Source organism: Paraburkholderia podalyriae (assembly GCF_014397785.1).
In the GTDB taxonomy this organism is placed as follows: domain Bacteria; phylum Pseudomonadota; class Gammaproteobacteria; order Burkholderiales; family Burkholderiaceae; genus Paraburkholderia; species Paraburkholderia podalyriae.
In genome coordinates this window covers 44,920-63,351 of record NZ_VZQQ01000013.1, presented here as the reverse complement: position 1 = coordinate 63,351, position 18,432 = coordinate 44,920, and the positions used below count along the sequence as shown (strand labels likewise).

General features: G+C 63.7%; 16 protein-coding genes and 1 pseudogene. 7 read left to right on the top strand and 10 right to left on the bottom strand.

Annotated features, from left to right (window positions below; genetic code table 11):
- Positions 1-90 precede the first annotated feature (90 nt).
- The 4 genes from F6X42_RS17240 to F6X42_RS17230 all read right to left on the bottom strand — a co-directional run bounded on the left by F6X42_RS17240 (position 91) and on the right by F6X42_RS17230 (position 3,683).
- The gene (locus tag F6X42_RS17240; RefSeq protein ID WP_187635502.1) at positions 91-1,389 is read right to left on the bottom strand and encodes a TAXI family TRAP transporter solute-binding subunit; all 1,299 of its coding nucleotides are present in this window, start codon (positions 1,387-1,389) and stop codon (positions 91-93) included.
- A gap of 603 nt (positions 1,390-1,992) precedes the next feature.
- Positions 1,993-2,337 carry an STY0301 family protein gene (locus tag F6X42_RS45895; protein ID WP_376776374.1) on the bottom strand — a complete coding sequence of 115 codons (345 nt, stop codon included), beginning with the start codon at positions 2,335-2,337 and terminating at the stop codon, positions 1,993-1,995.
- Entirely contained in the window at positions 2,324-2,533 is a 210-nt protein-coding gene (locus F6X42_RS17235) for a BPSL0067 family protein (protein WP_187635377.1), read from the bottom strand. Before F6X42_RS17235 ends, F6X42_RS45895 begins: the two co-directional genes overlap by 14 nt.
- Positions 2,534-2,756: 223 nt before the next feature.
- Positions 2,757-3,683 carry a LysR family transcriptional regulator gene (locus tag F6X42_RS17230; RefSeq protein ID WP_187635376.1) on the bottom strand — a complete coding sequence of 309 codons (927 nt, stop codon included), beginning with the start codon at positions 3,681-3,683 and terminating at the stop codon, positions 2,757-2,759.
- A 124-nt stretch (positions 3,684-3,807) separates the two neighbouring features.
- Here F6X42_RS17230 and F6X42_RS17225 point away from each other — a divergent pair, with 124 nt between their 5' ends.
- Positions 3,808-4,902 carry a tartrate dehydrogenase gene (locus F6X42_RS17225; protein WP_187635375.1) on the top strand — a complete coding sequence of 365 codons (1,095 nt, stop codon included), beginning with the start codon at positions 3,808-3,810 and terminating at the stop codon, positions 4,900-4,902.
- 101 nt (positions 4,903-5,003) lie between these two features.
- Positions 5,004-6,314 carry an MFS transporter gene (locus F6X42_RS17220; protein WP_187635374.1) on the top strand — a complete coding sequence of 437 codons (1,311 nt, stop codon included), beginning with the start codon at positions 5,004-5,006 and terminating at the stop codon, positions 6,312-6,314.
- Positions 6,315-6,395: 81 nt separating this feature from the next.
- Here the strand turns inward: F6X42_RS17220 and F6X42_RS17215 are convergent, their stop codons facing one another.
- The 3 genes from F6X42_RS17215 to F6X42_RS17205 all read right to left on the bottom strand — a co-directional run bounded on the left by F6X42_RS17215 (position 6,396) and on the right by F6X42_RS17205 (position 9,049).
- Positions 6,396-7,001, bottom strand: coding sequence for a hypothetical protein (locus tag F6X42_RS17215; protein WP_187635373.1), 606 nt, complete (start codon positions 6,999-7,001; stop codon positions 6,396-6,398).
- A 406-nt stretch (positions 7,002-7,407) separates the two neighbouring features.
- The gene (locus tag F6X42_RS17210; RefSeq protein ID WP_187635372.1) at positions 7,408-8,022 is read right to left on the bottom strand and encodes a hypothetical protein; all 615 of its coding nucleotides are present in this window, start codon (positions 8,020-8,022) and stop codon (positions 7,408-7,410) included.
- 7 nt (positions 8,023-8,029) lie between these two features.
- Positions 8,030-9,049: a helix-turn-helix transcriptional regulator gene (locus F6X42_RS17205; RefSeq protein WP_187635371.1), complete on the bottom strand. Its 1,020-nt coding sequence runs from the start codon at positions 9,047-9,049 to the stop codon at positions 8,030-8,032.
- A 223-nt stretch (positions 9,050-9,272) separates the two neighbouring features.
- Here F6X42_RS17205 and F6X42_RS17200 point away from each other — a divergent pair, with 223 nt between their 5' ends.
- The gene (locus F6X42_RS17200; protein ID WP_187635370.1) at positions 9,273-11,540 is read left to right on the top strand and encodes a beta-glucosidase; all 2,268 of its coding nucleotides are present in this window, start codon (positions 9,273-9,275) and stop codon (positions 11,538-11,540) included.
- 68 nt (positions 11,541-11,608) lie between these two features.
- Here F6X42_RS17200 and F6X42_RS17195 read toward each other — a convergent pair whose 3' ends face one another.
- Together F6X42_RS17195 and F6X42_RS44015 are read right to left on the bottom strand one after the other, a co-directional pair.
- Positions 11,609-12,013, bottom strand: coding sequence for a DUF3224 domain-containing protein (locus F6X42_RS17195; RefSeq protein WP_187635369.1), 405 nt, complete (start codon positions 12,011-12,013; stop codon positions 11,609-11,611).
- A 307-nt stretch (positions 12,014-12,320) separates the two neighbouring features.
- Positions 12,321-12,476, bottom strand: a pseudogene (locus tag F6X42_RS44015) (LysR family transcriptional regulator); the annotation flags it as partial.
- A gap of 82 nt (positions 12,477-12,558) precedes the next feature.
- On the opposite strand from F6X42_RS44015, the gene F6X42_RS17185 reads away from it, so the two are divergent.
- The gene (locus F6X42_RS17185) at positions 12,559-13,278 is read left to right on the top strand and encodes an SDR family oxidoreductase (protein ID WP_187635368.1); all 720 of its coding nucleotides are present in this window, start codon (positions 12,559-12,561) and stop codon (positions 13,276-13,278) included.
- Between the two features lie 4 nt (positions 13,279-13,282).
- Here F6X42_RS17185 and F6X42_RS17180 read toward each other — a convergent pair whose 3' ends face one another.
- Positions 13,283-14,542, bottom strand: coding sequence for a multidrug effflux MFS transporter (locus tag F6X42_RS17180; RefSeq protein WP_187635367.1), 1,260 nt, complete (start codon positions 14,540-14,542; stop codon positions 13,283-13,285).
- 609 nt (positions 14,543-15,151) lie between these two features.
- Between F6X42_RS17180 and F6X42_RS17175 the strand changes: the two genes are divergently transcribed.
- The 3 genes from F6X42_RS17175 to F6X42_RS17165 all read left to right on the top strand — a co-directional run bounded on the left by F6X42_RS17175 (position 15,152) and on the right by F6X42_RS17165 (position 18,313).
- On the top strand, positions 15,152-16,036 hold the full coding sequence (locus F6X42_RS17175) for a LysR family transcriptional regulator (RefSeq protein ID WP_187635366.1): 885 nt from the start codon (positions 15,152-15,154) through the stop codon (positions 16,034-16,036).
- A 175-nt stretch (positions 16,037-16,211) separates the two neighbouring features.
- Positions 16,212-16,811, top strand: a complete 600-nt coding sequence (locus tag F6X42_RS17170) for a cytochrome b (protein ID WP_187635365.1) — start codon at positions 16,212-16,214, stop codon at positions 16,809-16,811.
- Between the two features lie 50 nt (positions 16,812-16,861).
- A complete protein-coding gene (locus tag F6X42_RS17165) occupies positions 16,862-18,313 on the top strand; it encodes a glycosyltransferase family 2 protein (RefSeq protein ID WP_187635364.1) in 1,452 nt (483 codons plus the stop codon).
- Positions 18,314-18,432: the final 119 nt, after the last annotated feature.

Genomic DNA, 18,432 nt, shown 5'->3' with positions numbered 1-18,432 from the left:
AGCGCCCATACGGCGTAGCCGCGCGGAAAATCAACCGATTCGACGGTGGTGAATACCCCGGCAACGCGCATGGGTAAGCGAGCGCCGTCTCTACCTGTCCACCTTCTGCGCCACATGCGCGATCCGGTCGCGCACCACGCCGATCGCCTGCTTCAGTGCGTAAACATCCTGAAAGTAACGATACGGAATTCGAATCTGGCTCGCGTGCGCGTCGATGCTCTCGATCTCGTCGCTCCATTGCGCGACTTGCGCGCGAGACGGCTGGGCGTTCTTCCACACTTCGTCCTCGAGCGCCTTGATCGCGCGGTACCACACGAAGAGCCGTTTCTTCATCCGCGCTTCGAGCATGCTCGGCAGCGCCTGTGCGACGCCGATCAGCAGCGCGAGGAACGGCACCAGGATCAGCAGCCGTCGTTCGATCAGACTCGCGAGCCAGAACGGCAGGTAGCGATATAGGAACGGCCGGCCCGATCTGAAGTAGCGCACGCTTTCGTCGGAGATCGGGAATTCTTCGGTGTTCAGGTTCGGGAACGTGCCGAGCGGTGTGAAGTAGTCCTCGCCGCCGTGCACCGTGCGCGCCGCGTCGAGCAGCAGATAGACGAGCGCCGGATGCAACGTGTCCTTCGACACGAGCAGCGCCGTCGCCGCGAGCAGCGTGACGTCGCTGCGCGGCATATCGTCGGCGACGCTCGTCGATGCGCGCGGCATTACGATCTTCGACAGCGACGGGAATTTTTGCGCCAGTGCGTCGGCCTGCGCGAAGCTCATCAGCTTCAGGTTGCTGGTGAGCAGCGTATGCTGCATGTCGGCGTCGGGCCGGCCAATGAAGAACGCCGCGTCGACCTGACCGCTTTCGAGCCCGTGGTATGCGGCGTTTGCGTCCATCTGCAGCAGCGTCGAGTTCTGACTCGTGACGCCGCTATAGCCGAGCAGCACCTGCGAGACGTGGAGCAGCCCGCTGCCCGGCACGCCGATCGAGATGCGCTTGCCGCGCAGTTGCGACAGCCGGTCGATCGTCGCGTCGCCGCGATAGAACACCCAGATCGGTTCGTACGACACGGCGGCGATGGTTTGCAAATGGTCCGTGTCTTTCGGATTGGTCGTGCCCGACTGGATGAAGCCGACTTGATACGCGCTGTCCGGGTCCGCCAGCCGCTGATAATTTTCGACCGAGCCCGATGAACTGCGGATGTCGAGCTTGATGCCGTCGCGCTTCAAAAGCCGCGCGTAGCGATCGGCGAAACCGCGATAAATGCCGCCGTCCGCGCCGGAGGTGATGACGATCGTGCGCTGGAACGCGGGCTCGAGCACGAGCGCGAGCATCCAGCCGACCGCGGCGACGAGCACGATCACGCCGACGATCAGAAGACGCCGCCGCCGGCGCGTCATCGGCGTTCTGTGGCTGCGGTACAGCGCGGGGTCTGGTCTCGGCATCGTTACCCGGTTTGGTCAGGTCCGGCCTTGGTGACTAATGGGATGGAGGCGGTCCCTATTTCCTCGATTTTACGATATCAGGGTTTTTATTCGATAGTGAGTGATGTGCGCATGGTGCACCTTAGTGTGGCACAGCATCGCCATACTTCCGAGCTTCGGTGCATCTTCGTCTGTAATTGGGGCATCGGAGTTTTCGGGCGCATCCGGGGGACCGGAATTGTAAGCGCGCGATCGATCGCAGATTGCACGTGCGCATGCTGAACAACGCAATATTTGATTTGCTGCGTTTGCTCGTCGTCATAGGAAATGAAGGCGGATTCGTGACTCACCAGAAAGCTCTGCAAGTCTGGTAGGCGGAGAACGCTTTTCGTTTGCACAGTAGGTACGTTCGGGAATCTCTGAATGTAGCGCCGATCATGTCGCACGCCATCATATCGTGCTCGTATTTCGCAATGCATTCGGCTTCATGCCCTTCACTCACTCCGCGCGCGCTGCAATGGTCTGCACGAACCGCGGCAGCTATAAGCCGGGTTGCCATTTTTGGTTATCCAAATCCATTTAACGAGAGGTACAGTGAACAGCAAAGGGTCTGCTCGTGGCTTCGCAGGTCCGAGCCCCAACAGCATGAATCACAACGGTGCTGTTAGTGCCGTGGTAGCGGCATACCAGATAGGGGTCAACGCCCGTTAAATCCCACTGGTCAGATGTTTTTCCTGACGCAGGAATAAGGTCTGCCTCGTGCTCTGGAGGGCCATCGAACAGGGATGCGTTATCCAGAACATGATGTTGCCCTTCTGTGGAAAGCACGTTTGGGCATTTGAATCGGACCTGTGTTGGCGACGCGCACGCGGCGCTTGTTGCCAGGAGGCAAACTGCCAGGAAAAGCACCTTATTCGACAACATAATATTGGCTCCCATCATTAACAGGCGAGCCCTTGCCGCGACGGAAATGGATAGTGCGCCGATGCGGAGGTTGTTTGGTATGTCCGTTCCACTGGTCAATCACAGTGATTCCAGCCAGTGTTTGCCCGAGATAAATAGCCGCGTGGCTTTCGTTGATCGGATCATCTGCCTTTTCCGTATCAGCGACATAGCGCATCTTTTCTGCTTCTCCTTTGCCAGTAAAAAGCGACCAGACTCAACGCACACACTAGCGAGCCCAGCCCATCAAAACAAGCAGTACTCGATTTTCAGATAGTGACCATCCGCTGATATGACCGTCCAGATTGCGATTCAGCTTCCCTCCAGCGAGAAACAGCCTTCTACTCAATGTGTCGCAATGTGTCGGGGTAGCTCCACCTCGAGTCAACCGCTGTGCTGCACTACGCCCCCGCTCCCACCTCACCCCCCAATTCCCGCGCAATAAACTCGACGAACGCGCGAATCCGATTCGACATCTGCTGCCGCGGCGAATACACCGCGAAGATATCCGCGTTCGGTGTGTCGTGATCGGGCAGCAACTGGACGAGCGAACCATCCGCGAGATACTGCCGGATGTCCCATTCCGCGCGCATCAGGATGCCGTGTCCTTCGAGCGCCCACTTGACGGCGATCTCGCCGTCGTTGGTGGTCAGCGTACCTTTGATGCGCACCGCCTCGGTCTTGCGCGCGGCGCCGCGTCCCGACGTCAGCCGCCACACGCCGTACGCTTCGTCGCCTTGACGAATGCCGATGCAATCGTGGCGCGTCAGATCGTGCGCCGTGAGCGGCAGGCCGTGCGCCGCCAGATACGACGGCGCCGCACACAGCAGACGCCGATTCGCCGCAAGCCGGCGCGCGACCACGCGCGTATCGGGCGGCTCGCCGAAGCGGATGCAGACGTCGAAGCTGTCGTCGGTGAGCGGCGGGGGCGTGACCGAAAGCTGCAGTTGAACCGACACCTGTGGATACCGCGCGACGAAGCGCGAGATCGCCGGCCCGATATGGCTGCGCCCGAAGCCGAGCGTCGCGTTCACGCGCAGCAAGCCCTTCGGGGTCTTCTTCGCCGAGCCAAGCAGTTCGGCCAGTTCGTCGATCTCGTCGAGAATTCGCCGCGCGTGTTCTACATATAGCTCGCCTTCGGGCGTAAGCGTCATGCGGCGCGTCGTGCGGTTGACGAGCGCGACGCCCGCGCGCTGCTCCATCTGCGTGAGGCGCTTGCTGACGGCTGCCGCGGTCAGCCCCAGTTCGCGCGCGGCCGCGCTGAGGCTGCCGCTCGCGGCGAGCGTCGAGAAAAAGCTCAGATCCGCTGGCTGGACGGTGTCGTGCATCGTCTGTTCCGCGCCTTCGCATTTGTGAATGCAAGTTAAAGATGCTTTGAGTTTAGCACCGGTTTTTATCCCTGGGATCGCGCTAGAGTGCACGCACGCCATTCACCAAGCACAGGACGGAGACATGAAAACCTATCGCATCGCAACCATCCCCGGCGACGGCATCGGCAAGGAGGTCGTGCCGGCCGGCGCGCAGGTGCTCGACGCGCTCGCGAAGAGCACGCGCGCCTTCACGTTCGAGTTCGAGAACTTCGACTGGGGCGGCGACTACTACCGCCAGCACGGCGTGATGATGCCGGCGAACGGGCTCGACGCGATCCGTGACAAGGACGCGATCCTGTTCGGCTCGGCGGGCGACAAGGACATTCCCGATCACATCACGCTGTGGGGTTTGCGTCTGAAGATCTGCCAGGGCTTCGATCAATACGCGAACGTGCGCCCGACCCGCATCCTGCCCGGCATCGACGCGCCGCTGAAGTACTGCAAGCCCGACGATCTGAACTGGGTTATCGTGCGCGAAAATTCGGAGGGTGAATATTCGGGCGTCGGCGGCCGCGTGCATCAGGGCCATCCGATCGAAGCCGCGACCGATGTGTCGATGATGACGCGCGCCGGCGTCGAGCGCATCATGCGCTTCGCGTTCCTGCTCGCGCAATCGCGTCCGCGCAAGCTGTTGACCGTGATCACGAAGAGCAACGCGCAGCGTCACGCGATGGTGATGTGGGACGAGATCGCGCTCGAAATCTCGAAGGAGTTTCCGGACGTCACGTGGGACAAGGAGCTCGTCGACGCGGCGACCGCGCGCATGGTCAATCGTCCCGCGACGCTCGACACGATCGTCGCCACCAATTTGCACGCCGATATTCTCAGCGACCTCGCGGCCGCGCTCGCGGGTAGCCTCGGCATCGCGCCGACCGGCAACATCGACCCGGAGCGCTGCTATCCGTCGATGTTCGAGCCGATCCACGGGTCCGCGTTCGACATCATGGGCAAGGGGCTCGCGAATCCGGTCGGCACGTTCTGGTCGGTCGTGATGCTGCTCGAACACCTCGGCGAATTCGACGCAGCCAGGCGCGTGATGCAGGCCGTCGAATCGGTCACCGCGAACAAGTCGCTTCACACGCGCGACCTCGGCGGCACCGCCACGACCGCGCAGGTGACAGCGGCCGTGTGCGCGTTCATCGAGCAGGCGGCGACGCCCGCGGCGAACGCGGCTTGAGCGTCGGCTTGGCGTGAACTGAACAGGAACCGGGTGGCATCCGGGCGGCAACCGGGCGCAAATCGCGCGCGGCCCACTGCCGCGCGCCGCAGGAGGAGACAATGACTTCAGAACTCGAAAGCCGGGTGTCCCGCAAGCTGATGCTGCGGATCATTCCGTTCGTCATGCTGCTGTACTTCGTGAGCTTTCTCGATCGCGTGAACGTGGGCTTCGCCGCGTTGTCGATGAACAAGGCGATCGGTCTTTCGCCGACCTCGTTCGGCCTCGGCGGCGGGCTCTTTTTTATCGGCTATTTTTTGTTCGAGCTGCCGTCGAACCTGATCCTGCACAAGGTCGGCGCACGGCGCTGGATTGCTCGCGTGATGGTGTCGTGGGGGCTCGTGTCGCTCGCATCCGCGTTCGTCGTCGGGCCGAACAGTTTCTACGCGCTGCGCTTCATTCTCGGCGTCGCGGAAGCGGGCTTCTTTCCAGGCATCATCCTGTATCTGAGCCTGTGGTTTCCGGCGCGTCAGCGCGCGGTCGCGGCGGCGTGGTTCATGGCCGCCGCGCCGATCTCGACCGCGATCGGCTCGCCGATTTCCGGCGCGATCATGAAGCTGCCGCCCATTGCCGGACTTGCCGACTGGCAGATGCTCTACGTGCTCGAAGCCTTGCCTGCGATCGTCCTCGGCTTTTTCGTGCTCAAGTATCTGACCGACAAGCCCGCGCAAGCCGACTGGTTGCAGCCCGAAGAGCGCGACTGGCTGATCGCGAAGCTGAAGCTCGAAGCCGACGCGCGCCACGCGCACGCGGGCCACACGGCCGGCGCGCTCAGCGCGTTGCGCGATCCACGCGTGCTCGCGCTCGCGCTGATCTACTTCGGCACCTCGGCGGGACTTTATACGCTCGGCTTGTGGGCGCCGCTGATCATCCGCCAATACGGTTTCGGCTCTTTCGAAACCGGGCTGCTCGCCGGTGTGCCGAGCGTGCTGGCGGTGATCGCGATGGTGCTATGGGCGAAGCACTCGGATCGCACCGACGAACGGACGTGGCACGTCGTGATTCCGTGCACGCTCGCGTGCGTCGGCTTCGTGTTCGCCGGCAATGCGGCCACTGCATTGATGATCGTGCTTGCGCTCGTCGTCGTGAACGTGGGCATCAGTGCCGCGAAGGCGCCGCTGTGGGCGATGCCGAGCATGTTCCTGTCGGGCGCCGGGGCGGCGGCGGGAATTGCGATGATCAACTCGATCGGCAACCTCGGCGGCTTCGTCGGGCCGTTTGCGATTGGCTGGCTCAAGAGCGTGACAGGCAGCTATACGGCGGGGCTTTACGTGGTCGGCGCGACGTTGGCGCTCTCCGCGGTTGTGACGCTGATGTTGAGCCGGCAGACGAAGCATGCGCCGGTCGCGGTGGGCGATCGGCCAGGGCACTGAGCGCAGCACCGATGAAGCGAGCGCGCCGCCGGTTGAAAAGCCGGCGGCAAGCGCGACTTCATCAGATACGTCAGTACCCAACTACCGGAAGCCGTAGACCAGAACCTTCTTCCCTTCGAACGCCTCCTGCACACCTTGCACGCAATCCATCGGGCAGCTGTAGCCGTCGGGGGCCGACGCGGCCGACGGGATGCTCGCCCGATAGACGACGGATTCGACCTGCGTCCCGTCCGAAGTGACCACGATGTTCAGGTCGGTCACGACGCCGGCTGGCACGGGTCCTCCGGCGGTGTACACAATCGACATGGTGCCGGTGCAATCGGATTTCACCGAATAAGTGCCTTTCTGCGCCGGATTGAAGGTTATCTGTCCACCTTTCGGCACGCCGTTGATGCTCCCGAAATCGGTGCGGGTAAATTTGCCGTTGCCGTCGAATGTCACGAGAGCGACGTCATCGAGGATCGACTGGGTGGCGAACGGATGCAGCACGTTGCTCGAATCCAGCAACCCAAGGATCACGCCGTGACCGATGAACCCAAAAGGTCCTTTTAGCGTTGCGTTCGAGCAAAGACCGCCGCCACCGCCACGGCCACGGTCGCCGTCATCGCCACCGGCCTGCGCGGCGCCACTCAGCGACAGAAGTGCAACGGCTATAGCCGACCAGATGCTCAATTGCCGGGTCTTCATCTTCATCTCCTTGTCAGCGAATCAGGCGCATGAAATCGCGGCGTGCAAAGGGCCTATCGGCAGCCGGATCAGGCGCCTGATTCAATCAAGCGAAAACAGTCGATTTGAAATGGCCGCAGCGATATCTGGTCGCCGTCGTTCGAGGGACCAGGGGGCAGGCCAAAGTGGTGAAGGGCGAAACGCTTTCACCAGGCAGTCGTATTTAGCCCAGTGTCGGCGGATACGTGCGGAAGGGATGCACGAAAGTCCGCGCAATGGTGACTTCGTGGGTCAGCCACGCCTGAAAGTCGCATAGCGAAAATCAGTGTAATCGATGCGACTTGCGGCGACCTGATGAATATCGGACAAAAGGAAGGCGCATTCAGATCGCGCGCTGCCAATCGTCGCGCTGTCTTTCGGGAGCCTCTCACCGAACCTTGTGCCCGGAATACGCTCCCACCCGCCGGCGCCGCACCACCATCAACAAACAAACGCTACTGGCCGCCACGATATTCACCGCCGGATAAAACGCCACCGCCACACTCCATTTCGGCAGCGCAAGAATCGCGAGCGCGTATTTAAAAACACAGAGCGCAAAGTACAAAAGACTCTCACTCCACGGATCACGAATAGTCTTGCGAACCGTCGGCCCCAGGCCGACGAGTTCGATCAGCGTCACAAGACAGATGGACAACGTCGGATCATGAGTGACTATCCAGAGCGGAATAGCGGACAACGCCGCAGCGAGGCAAAGCCAATCAAAAGCGGTCCGCTGACGTTCGCCCCGAAAAACGCTTGCCACCAGAACAAAGAAGCAGGTGGCCGCGATCGCCGCCGTACACCACGCCGAGGGACCCGCACCGGCGACGAACTGTCCCACGGCCGCGATCGCCGTGACGAGCGACCAGATCAACCAGGTAAAAAGATGAGGGCGTACCGTGCCGCGCCAGATCGCAAGTCCATAAGGCAGAAACGCGACCACGGATACGATCGATCCCATGACGCCGAACAGTCGAGTCATGTCCTGATTGATGCTCATCATAGGACGATCACACCCTGCACCGCCCCCGATACCGCGCCGGCGGCGCCCCACATGCACGCGTAAAAAACCGCGTAAACGCCGTCGTCGAGGCAAAGCCGACCCGTTCGCTAATCTCGCTGATCGACATCGGTGTATGCGCGAGCAGCATGCGTGCTTCCTCGATACGCATTTGCGTCAGCACTTCGCTGAAGGTTTTGCGCTCCGCCGCGAGCTTGCGTTGCAACGTCCAGCGCGTCAGCGACAGCCGCTCGCAGACGATCGTCTGCAGGCTCTTCGGTTCGATCGCTTCGGCGTGCTCGCGCAGCACGTCACGCAGACATCGCTCGACCGTCGGAGAGAAGCGGCCCTGCTCGCGAATCCGCTGCAAGATTCCATGGGCGGCATGCATGTGAATCTTCGCGAGCGGCGCGTTGTAAACCTCGAACGCGCGATCCAGCGCCGACGACTGCAACACCATCCGATTGCGAGCCTGATCCAGTTGGACGCGCACACCCAACGCCCCACCGAGCGCCGGGATCGCACCAAGCCGCGCATCGGTGATGCCCGCGTCGCGCACGCGCAGTCGCACGTCATAGAGCTTCGCGACACTCGCAATCAGCGCAAAATTGCCGAGCGCGCTCGTGGCGTTGCGCCCTTCGCCTTCCGTCACGTATTCGAATGCGACTTCGTCGCCATGCTCGTGCATGACGAGCCAGTCGACATTACCGATCAGGTCGCGGTACCCGACGTAATGGCGCAATGCGTCGCGCAGCGTCGGACTATTGCACAGCACGCCCGCCAACTCGGGAAAATACAGCAGACTGTCCAGCACGTCGCCCTCGGGCGCGCCGCGCGTGAGGCGGCCTTCCGCGAGTTGGAGCATGGCGACGTGCTTGTCACCGGGCACTCGCGCATCCGCCGCTGCGATGTCGGCCTCGTCGATGCCGATATCGTGGGCCACTTTCGCGCGATCGAGACCCTCCCGCTCCGCCGCGTCGAGCAATCCTCGATAGATGCGCGCTGATACGGACTTCTGACGCAAATCCACTGTGCCTCCTCCGGTCGAACCCTGTGTGCGGGTTTTCCTGACTCCGTATCGGTCAAGTGCTGCACCCATCGGTCAAGCGCGTTTCCCGTGCATCCCTAGAATTTCTTTCGTCGCATTACCGCAAGCACCAAGCGTAACAGCACGCGTGACGTGCCGGTAGCGCGTCGAGAAAACCTTATGTAAGCAAATCACATTGCCGACAACGGCAAGACGGAGCGAGATGATGACAAGGAAGCTGACGATACCCTTTGCCGCAAGCGCCATCGCTTGCGGTGTCGCGCTGGTACTCGCCGCGTGCGGCAATGGCAGCGGCGTCAGTGCCCCGCCGTTGCCGACCGATCCCGATGCGCGCGCCGATGCGCGTGCCGCCGCGCTGGTCGCGCAATTGACGACCGCCGAAAAGATCCAGCTCGTGCACGGCGTGGGCATCCCCAATGCGGGACTCGGCGGTCCGTATCCGGCCGGCGTCAACGGAGCCGGCTACATTCCCGGCATCGCGCGGCTCGGCATTCCGGGCGTCGCGATGGCCGATTCGGCCGGCGGCGTCAACGTCGTCAACTCGAACGCGACGGCGCTGCCCGCGCCGGTGGCGCTCGCGGCAAGCTGGGACCCCACGCTGGCGAACCAATACGGCGCGCGCATCGCGACCGAGCTGCGCGTGCTCGGTTACGGCGAAGGCCTCGGCGGCGGCGTCAATCTCGCACGCGAACCACGCAACGGTCGCACCTTCGAGTACATGGGCGAAGACCCGGTACTGACCGGCACGCTGAGCGCCGCACGCACGATCGGCACGCAGGCGCAGAACGTCATCGCGACCATCAAGCACTACGCGATGAACGATCAGGAAACGAACCGCATGACCAGCAACTCGGTCGTCGACGAACGCACGATGCGCGAAACCGAACTGCTCGCGTTCGAACTCGGCGTCACGCAGGGCATGCCCGGCAACGTGATGTGTTCGTACAATCTCGTGAACGGCGTGTATGCGTGCGAAAACCCGTATCTGCTGACCACCGTGCTGAGGAACGAGTGGGGCTTCAAGGGCGTGGTGCAGTCGGACTGGACCGCCACGCATAGTACGGTCGCCTCGGCCCTGGCCGGCCTCGATGAAGAAGAACCCGGCGATCTCGGCGGCGGTCCGTCGATTCCGGGCTTTACGCTGACGTCGTATTTCAACGCCGCGCTGACGAGCGCGGTCAACGCCGGCAGCGTGCCGATGTCGCGACTCAACGACATGGTCCAGCGCAAGCTGCGCACGATGATCCGCTATGGCGTTTTCGATTCCCCGCCGACCACCGGCGGCAGCGTCGATCAAACCGCGGGCAATGCGCTCGCGTTGCAGGTCGCGCAGCAATCGTCGGTGTTGCTGAAGAACGCGGTGGCGAGCGGCGATTCGCAAGCCGTGCTGCCGTTGAACGCGGCCGGGCTGTCGTCGATCGTGGTGATCGGCGCTCACGCGGATGCGGGCGTGCTGTCGGGCGGCGGCTCGGGCGCGGTGCCGGCAGCCGCGGGCAACGCGGTGTCCGGTTGCGTGTCCTCGTCGCCGCTGTTGAGCACCTGCGCGACGTGGTACAAGTCCGCGCCGCTGGCCGCGATCCGGGCGAAGGCGCCGAACGCGAGCGTGACGTTCGTCGACGGCACCGACGCGACGGCCGCGGCGACCGCCGCCGCGAAAGCGGACGTGGCGATCGTGTTCGCGACGCAATGGGAAAGCGAGGGCACCGATCTGCCGAGCCTGAGCTTGCCGGGCAACACGACCGACAGCAATAACCAGAGCTACGATCAGAACGCGTTGATCACGGCGGTCGCGGCGCAAGCCCGGCGCGTGATCGTCGTGCTCGAGAACGGCAGCCCGGTCCTGATGCCGTGGCTCGCCAACGTGCACGGTGTGCTCGAAGCATGGTATCCAGGCGTGCAGGGCGGCCAGGCGATTGCGGATCTGCTGTTCGGCGACGTGAACCCGTCCGGCAAATTGCCGATCACGTTCCCGGTGCGGGACGCGGATCTTCCGCAGCCGACGATTTCTGCCACCGATACCACCGTCGCTTACAGCGAAGGACTGTTCATGGGTTATCGCTGGTATGACGGCAAGCAGATCGCGCCGCTGTTCCCGTTCGGCTATGGGCTGTCCTACACGAGCTACAGCTACTCGGGCCTCAATGCGCAAGTCGATGCGAGCGGCAACGTGACCGTGACCTTTACCGTCAAGAATACGGGCTCGCGCGCGGGCGCGGAAATCGCCGAGATTTATGCGGCATTGCCGAGTGGTCTGGGCGAACCGCCGAAGCGTCTGGTCGGCTGGCAAAAGGTCGCGCTGCAGGCGGGGCGGTCGCAGCAGGTCAGCGTATCGATTGCGCCGAAGCTGCTGTCGACGTGGGACGCGACCAACCATGCATGGAAGCTCAACGGTGGCGTCTATCAGATGATCGCGGGGGCTTCTTCGCGCGATCCGAATGCGTTGACGGCATCGGTGGCGATCGCGGGGCATTGAGCGCGCCCGTGCTGGACTAGAAAGCATCGCAGCGGGATACGGGGTCCAGCTCCGTATCCCGCTTGCTGTCAATCGCCGGGCAGACGATAAGCGAATTCGTACGAATGCGCGCCGTCGACGATGTCGATCCTGAACTCACCTTCAATGCCGCTCAGCTCGCCGGTGCCCGAATCCGGCACGACGCTCACCTTCAGCGTCGCAGCGCCGCGATTCATCACGCCGATATGCTGCAGCACGAACGTGCCCCGCTTGCCCGCCAGCGTACCCGTGACCTGTTCGAGCGCGACATAGCCGGCCGAGCCTTTGACGTTCGTCATCGCGCTCAGCATTTGCCCCTGGGTGGTCGCGGCGAGATCGCCGGAGATCTGCTTGTCGATCGACATGCGGCCGAGCTTCGATTCGGCCTCCGCGTTTTCGAACGGCATCGGTTGAAGGGAGACGATGAAGGTGCCTTTTGCGATGTGATGAGTCATCGGGATTTCCTCCTGGCTTGAACGGGGCGACGGCGCGCGTCGAATCGGTGGATCGCGCGATCAGCTTCACGCCGGGCGCTATGTCGGCGAGGCGCGCCATGATGTCCGGCATCAACAGCAGTTCGAGCGAATCGCTGAGGCCGACGCGAAACACCCGCTGCGCGCGTGCCGGATCGAAGACGGCCGGCTGCGTGAGCGCCTGATGCAGTGATTGCAGGAACGGCTCGATCTGCCGCGCCAGTTCGAGCGCGCGCGGCGTCGGCGTCATGCCTTGCGGCGTGCGCACGAACAGCGCGTCGCCGAACGTCTCGCGCAGGCGTTTGAGCGCGCCGCTGACGGCCGGCTGCGCAACAAACAGCCGCTGCGCGGCACGCGTGACGCTGCGCTCTTCCAGCAGCGCGCGGAAGCTCAGCAGCAGGTTCAGGTCGAAGCGCCGAAAATCATTTTCAATGATATTGGCCATGACATTAAACGATTTGAATGATGGGCACGCACCGCGCATTCTACTGCCACGGGGTCTCCCGTTCACTCTCAGGAGCAATGACATGGACTGGCAAAATCAGAAGGTCGCGGTGCTGGGTGGCTCGTCGGGTATCGGGCTCGCGACGGTGACACGGCTGGCTGCGGCCGGCGCGAGCGTCGTCGCGGTGGGGCGCGACCGCGCCAAACTGGACGATGCGTTGAGCGGCATCGGTGGACGGGTGAGGGGCGAAGCGCTCGATTGCACCGATCGCGCGGCGCTGCAGCGCTTCTTCGGCGGGCTCGGCCCGATCGATCATCTGGTGATGACGCTGTCGGGCGGCGAAGGCGCGGGGCCGTTCGCCGAACTCGATCTGGCAGCGCTGCGGCGCGGCTTCGAGGCCAAGTTCTGGCCGCAGCTCGAAGCGGCGCAGACGGCGCTAGCCAGGCTGCGTCGCGACGGCAGCCTGACGTTTCTGACCGCGATTTCGGCGCGCATCGCGAACCCGGGCACGGCGGGTTTGGGCGCGATCAACGGCGCGCTTGAAAGCATGGTCGGCACGCTCGCGCGCGAACTCGCGCCGCTGCGCGTGAACGCGGTGTCGCCGGGTGTGATCGATACGCCGTGGTGGGACAGATTTCACGCGAGCGTGAAGAGCGAGCTGTTTCGTCAGCAAAGCGAGACGTTACCGGCGCGGCGCGTCGGCCAGGCCGACGATGTCGCGCACGCGCTGCAGTTTCTGCTGGAGAACACGTTTATGACGGGGGCGGTGATCGAGTGTGACGGGGGCTTGCGGCTACTCTGAAGCGTCAGGCGCGGGAAGGCGTCGTCAGGCGGTCGTCGCCCGATACCTGCGCCAGATGGCGCAGCAGCTTCGTCACCATCACGACGACGACGAACGCGATGGCCATGAAGAACAGCGCGAGCGGCGTGAGCACCTGCACCGACACGAAGCCGGCCAGGCCCATCATCGCCGACGACACCAGCAGCAGCGCGCAACCGAGAATCGCGCTCGTCAGACCCGCGATGTGCGGGAACAGCGAGTTGCCCTTCGCCATCAGCGTCGGATACATCGCGCCGGCGCAGAAGCCCATCACGAGCACGGGCGTCGCGAGCGTCCAGACGCGCAGGCCGACCGTCAGCGCGAGCAGCAGCATCGCAATCGACGCGGCCGCCATCAGCCGCGCACCGAAGCGCAGCCGCTGCTCGGCGCTCGGCAGCCCAGGGCCATGCAGGCGGTTCGATAGACCGCCAAGGAAGTACATCATGCCGATGCCGAGCGCGAGGTAGCCGAAGAAGGTCGGCGGCTTGTGCAGCGTGGTCTGCACCATGAACGGCCCGATGATGTTGAACACGAGCAGGATGCTGTAGCACAGGCCCTGCGCGAGAAAGCAGCTCTGGAACACGGGGCTTGCGAGCACCTTGCGCGCGTTAGCGATCAACGTGCGCGGTTCGAGATGCACGGGCTTCGGCAAGGTCTCGCGATAGCGCCACAGCAGCGCCCACATCACCAGCGAATAGATCAGCAGGAACACGAGGCACGCGCGCCAGCCGAACGCGGTCTGCAGATGCGCGCCGATCACCGGCGCGACGATCGGCGCGAGCCCCCATGCGATTGCCATGTACGTGAACGCATGCAGCAACGCCTGACCCGCGAATGAATCGGTGATGATCGCCTTCGCGAGCAGGTTCGTGCTCGCGATGCCGAAGCCCTGCAGTGCGCGGGCGAGGATGAACGTCTCCAGATTCGGCGCCGCGAGCGACAGCAGGCAGCCGACCGTGTAGACGCTGAGGCCGAACGCGAGCACGCGCTTGCGGCCATGGGCATCGGCGATCGGGCCGAAGATCAGCTGGCCGAACGCGTAGGCGGCCATGTAGCCGGTAACGCTGGTCTGGATCGCCTGCGGCGAGGTGCCGAAATAGCGCGCCATCGCGGGCAGCGCGGGCACGTAGATGTCGATGGCGAGCTGTCCGGCGGACGCGAACAGGCAGATCAGGAATAGCAGGAAGCGCGGCGAGTTCGGGGCGGAGTCGGCAGAAGCGGGGTGGTCGGCGGTGGCGTGGCTCATGGATGCATCGAAAGGGAACACTGGCGGCGCGGGCATCGGTGCGTTCGGATATCGAACGGAAAAGGCGCGAATGCCCCCGGCATTATCGCCGCGTATTGTGCCCGTGGTATGGCAGGAAGTGGGATAGTCCCTGGCGGGGGTGTGGGATGGCGCGGCCGACGAGGCGCGGCCGGCGAGCGCGCTAAGCCGCCGCAACCACACACTCATTTCGCGCAGTCCTGGATCGACCGCAGCAACGCACCCTGGTCTGCCGGATCCTGGAAAACGCGACGAAGCTCGCATGTTCGTCGTTTGCGATGCGGCCGGAGCAGTCCTTGCCTTTGAGCGGGGAGCGAGATGTTGCCCAGATCATCGCCATCACGGCGAAGGCCAGCACGACGCCTGTCAACACGAGCCCGAGCAGTAACGACTTTGCGTCGTCCGACATTGCGTCTAGCCGATGCGAAGCTTCCTCCGACTCGCCACTCGTTGTTGAAGATGAGTTCATACCGATGGCCCCCGATAGTCCGCGTTGAAAAAACCAGCGCCACCATCTTCCATCTGCGCGTAGGATTGGAAAAGTTGAGTTTACTGACTGCCTGATTCAGATTTTCTGACCATGCCATTCCGATGAGAGAAATCAGTCTCGACCGCCTGCGCACGCTCGTTGTAGTCGCCGACCTCGGCTCTTTCGCCGAGGCGGCTCGCGTTCTGCATCTCGCACCCCCCACGGTCAGTCTGCACATCGCGGATCTCGAGAGCCGCGTCGGTGCGCCTCTTCTGTCGCGCAAACGCGCTCAGGTGCGGGCCTCGGCGATCGGCGAGACGCTGGTGGCGTATGCGCGTCAGTTGCTGGCCGATGCCGAGCAGGCGTTGGAAGACGTGCGGCGACAGGTCGAAGGGCGCGGTGGACGCGTTCGGCTCGGCGCTTCCACCGCCGCCATCGCGAATCTGTTGCCGCAGGCGTTGGAAAGACTGGCCGGGGAGCATCCCGGCATCGATGTGCAAATCGCGGTGCTGACTTCGCAGGAAACGCTGACGCGACTCGCGGAGGAGTCGCTCGACGTGGGTATCGTGGCGCTGCCGCAAGCGCCGATACGCGGGCTATCGATCGAAAAATGGCGCCGCGATCCCGTCGTCGCGTTGATGCCGGCTGAATGGACGTGTCCGGCTCGCATCACGCCGCAATGGATCGCCGCGCAGCCGCTGATCCTGAACGACGCCAGCACGCGGCTTTCGCGTTTGACGACGGAATGGTTCAGCGCGGCGGGGCAGCACCCCACGCCGCGCATCCAGCTCAACTACTCGGATGCGATCAGGAGCCTCGTGGCCGCGGGATACGGCGCCGCGCTGCTGCCGCAGGAAGCGAGCCGCGCATCGGCCGACGCACGCATCGTCACACGTCCGCTGCGCCCCGCGCTATGGCGGCAGCTGGGCCTGGCCTGTCGCGCGGGTACGGTGGAGCGTCCGACCCAGTATGTGCTCGATGTATTGCGAAGTCTGCGACTGGGCTAGCGGGCAAGCCTACGTCGCTGCGGCCTTGCGTCTGCTGAAGCCCGAAACAAACAGAAACACGCACGTCAAGCGCCTTGCGGAATAAAACGGCACACTTGGGCGTTAATCCGATACCGGCAGCGCCGATTTTCAAACAGCTTTCGCAGCATTCATCGCCTTCGCGAACGGAACACCCATGAACACCCAAGCGAATTCCCTGACCGATTCGACCGATGCAATGCGCCCGCCGCGCTATACGCGCACCGCGATGACGCTGCACTGGCTGATCGCGTTGCTAATGATCGTCAACGTCGTGCTGGGCCTGTCCGCTGATTCGTTGCCCGACGACTGGGTTCGTCCGGTGATCGACACGCACAAATCGATCGGCATCACGGTGCTCGGGCTCGTGCTGCTGCGCATCCTGTGGCGCCTGTCGCACGAGCCGCCGCCGTTGCCGCGCGAATTTCCGTCGTGGGAAAAGACCGCCGCGCGTCTCGCGCACTTCGCGCTGTATCTGCTGATGATTGCGTTGCCGCTATCCGGCTGGCTGCACGATTCCGCGTGGAAAGACGCGGCCACGCATCCGATGCAGTGGTTCGGTCTATTCCAATGGCCGCGCATCGGCTATGTGATGCACCTCAATCCGACACTGAAAGAGTCGTTGCACGATCGCTTCGGTGCGCTGCATACGTGGCTCGGCTATGCGCTCTATGCGTTGCTGGCGATGCATATCGGCGGCGCGCTCAAGCATGAGTGGCTCGATCGCAAATCGGTGTTGAAGCGCATGACGCCGTGAAGTCGGCTTCATCAACCAGACGCAGCCCCGCCAACCTGAAAACACTTGCCTTGAAGAAAACCCTCGAACAGGCGCTCGCTGTCGCTTCGCCGCGCATCCTGCCGCGTCGCGCGACGCTATCGAGCACGCTGATCCATGCCAGCGTCGTCATGCTATGGGCGCTGCTGTTCGCGCGCGCGTTTTTTCTGCGTGGCGCGCTCGCGTGGTCGACCGGTATCGCGTATGTCGTCTATGACACGTTGCTGCTCGCATTCGTCACGTGGAAATCGTTGCCGCTCACGCGCCGCGCGCCGCCTCTCGAAGCCGACTACGAACAGCGCGAGCTGCCGCGCATGGGTGTCATCGTCGCGTCGCATAACGAGGCGGCCGTGTTGCCGGTCACGCTCGCCGCGCTGCTGAGGCAAACGCACGGCCCGGCGCAGATCGTGATCGCCGACGACGGCTCCGCCGACGCCACCGCCGACCTGCTCACGCAACGCTTCGGCCTCACGCCCGCCGCCGAAGGCGTGCTGAGCGCGCCGAGTTCGCTGCATCCAAACCTGTTCTGGCTGCGCGTGCCGCACGGAGGCAAGGCGCGCGCGCTGAACGCCGCGATCACCGTGATGACGACCGACACCGTCATGACCGTCGACGCCGACACGCTGCTCGACGACGATGCCACCTACGCGATGCGCGCCGCGTTCGCGAGCCAGCCGAAGCTCGTCGCGGCGGCGGGCATTCTCGTGCCGGTCTGCGGCAAGTCGGTGTCGGGCCGCGTGTTTCAGTGGTTCCAGACCTACGAGTACATGCGCAACTTCATCGCGCGTTTCGCGTGGATGCGCGCGGACAGCCTGCTGCTGATTTCGGGCGCGTTCGCGTCGTTCCGGCGCGATGCGCTCGTCGCTGTCGGCGGCTTCGATCCGCAGTGTCTGGTCGAGGACTACGAGCTGATTCACCGGCTGCGTCGCTATTCGGTCGATCACGAACTCGGCTGGGACGTGCGCGTGGTCGGCCAAGCGCATGCGCGCACCGATGCGCCCGACACCCTCGCGAGCTTTCTGCGCCAGCGCCGCCGCTGGTTCGCGGGCTTCCTGCAGACGCAGTACTGGAACCGCGACATGACCGGCAATCGGCGCTACGGCACGCTCGGCATGCTGATGCTGCCGGTCAAGGCGGTCGACACGATGCAGCCGATCTACGGCCTCACCGCATTCGCATTGCTGCTCGGCTTTCTGTTTGGCGGACACGGTGCGATCGTCGTGTCGATCTTCAGCGTGATCGGCCTGAAAACGGCGATCGATGTCGCGTTCTACCTGTGGAGCATCCATCTGTACCGGCGCTGGACCGGCGAGCGCAGTGGCAACAGCCTCGGCATGGCGATGCTCGCGGCCGTTGTCGAGCCGTTCTCGTTCCAGCTCGCACGTCATCTGGGCGCCGCGCTCGGCTGGCTGCACTTCCTGCGCGGCGGCCGCGCGTGGGGCGTGCAACGGCGCTCCGGGCTCGTCGCGGTCGACGAGGATTGAGCAACTCGAAGAGCAGGTCAATGTTTCTGTAGGGTGGGTGTGGTAAAGGCAGCTCGTTCATCCTGATGCGCGCTGCTGCGCAACGTGCGCTGCGACGCATCGCGCATGTCGGCGAAAGT

Bases quoted from the DNA above. Each gene is read 5' to 3' on its own strand.
- F6X42_RS17230 (WP_187635376.1), bottom strand. From the start codon at position 3,683: ATGCACGACACCGTCCAGCCAGCGGATCTGAGCTTTTTCTCGACGCTC.
- F6X42_RS17235 (WP_187635377.1), bottom strand. From the start codon at position 2,533: ATGCGCTATGTCGCTGATACGGAAAAGGCAGATGATCCGATCAACGAA.
- F6X42_RS17195 (WP_187635369.1), bottom strand. From the start codon at position 12,013: ATGACTCATCACATCGCAAAAGGCACCTTCATCGTCTCCCTTCAACCG.
- F6X42_RS17240 (WP_187635502.1), bottom strand. From the start codon at position 1,389: ATGACGCGCCGGCGGCGGCGTCTTCTGATCGTCGGCGTGATCGTGCTC.
- F6X42_RS45895 (WP_376776374.1), bottom strand. From the start codon at position 2,337: ATGTTGTCGAATAAGGTGCTTTTCCTGGCAGTTTGCCTCCTGGCAACA.
- F6X42_RS17200 (WP_187635370.1), top strand. From the start codon at position 9,273: ATGACAAGGAAGCTGACGATACCCTTTGCCGCAAGCGCCATCGCTTGC.
- F6X42_RS17185 (WP_187635368.1), top strand. From the start codon at position 12,559: ATGGACTGGCAAAATCAGAAGGTCGCGGTGCTGGGTGGCTCGTCGGGT.
- F6X42_RS17215 (WP_187635373.1), bottom strand. From the start codon at position 7,001: ATGAAGACCCGGCAATTGAGCATCTGGTCGGCTATAGCCGTTGCACTT.
- F6X42_RS17220 (WP_187635374.1), top strand. From the start codon at position 5,004: ATGACTTCAGAACTCGAAAGCCGGGTGTCCCGCAAGCTGATGCTGCGG.
- F6X42_RS17175 (WP_187635366.1), top strand. From the start codon at position 15,152: ATGAGAGAAATCAGTCTCGACCGCCTGCGCACGCTCGTTGTAGTCGCC.
- F6X42_RS17210 (WP_187635372.1), bottom strand. From the start codon at position 8,022: ATGATGAGCATCAATCAGGACATGACTCGACTGTTCGGCGTCATGGGA.
- F6X42_RS17170 (WP_187635365.1), top strand. From the start codon at position 16,212: ATGAACACCCAAGCGAATTCCCTGACCGATTCGACCGATGCAATGCGC.
- F6X42_RS17180 (WP_187635367.1), bottom strand. From the start codon at position 14,542: ATGAGCCACGCCACCGCCGACCACCCCGCTTCTGCCGACTCCGCCCCG.
- F6X42_RS17225 (WP_187635375.1), top strand. From the start codon at position 3,808: ATGAAAACCTATCGCATCGCAACCATCCCCGGCGACGGCATCGGCAAG.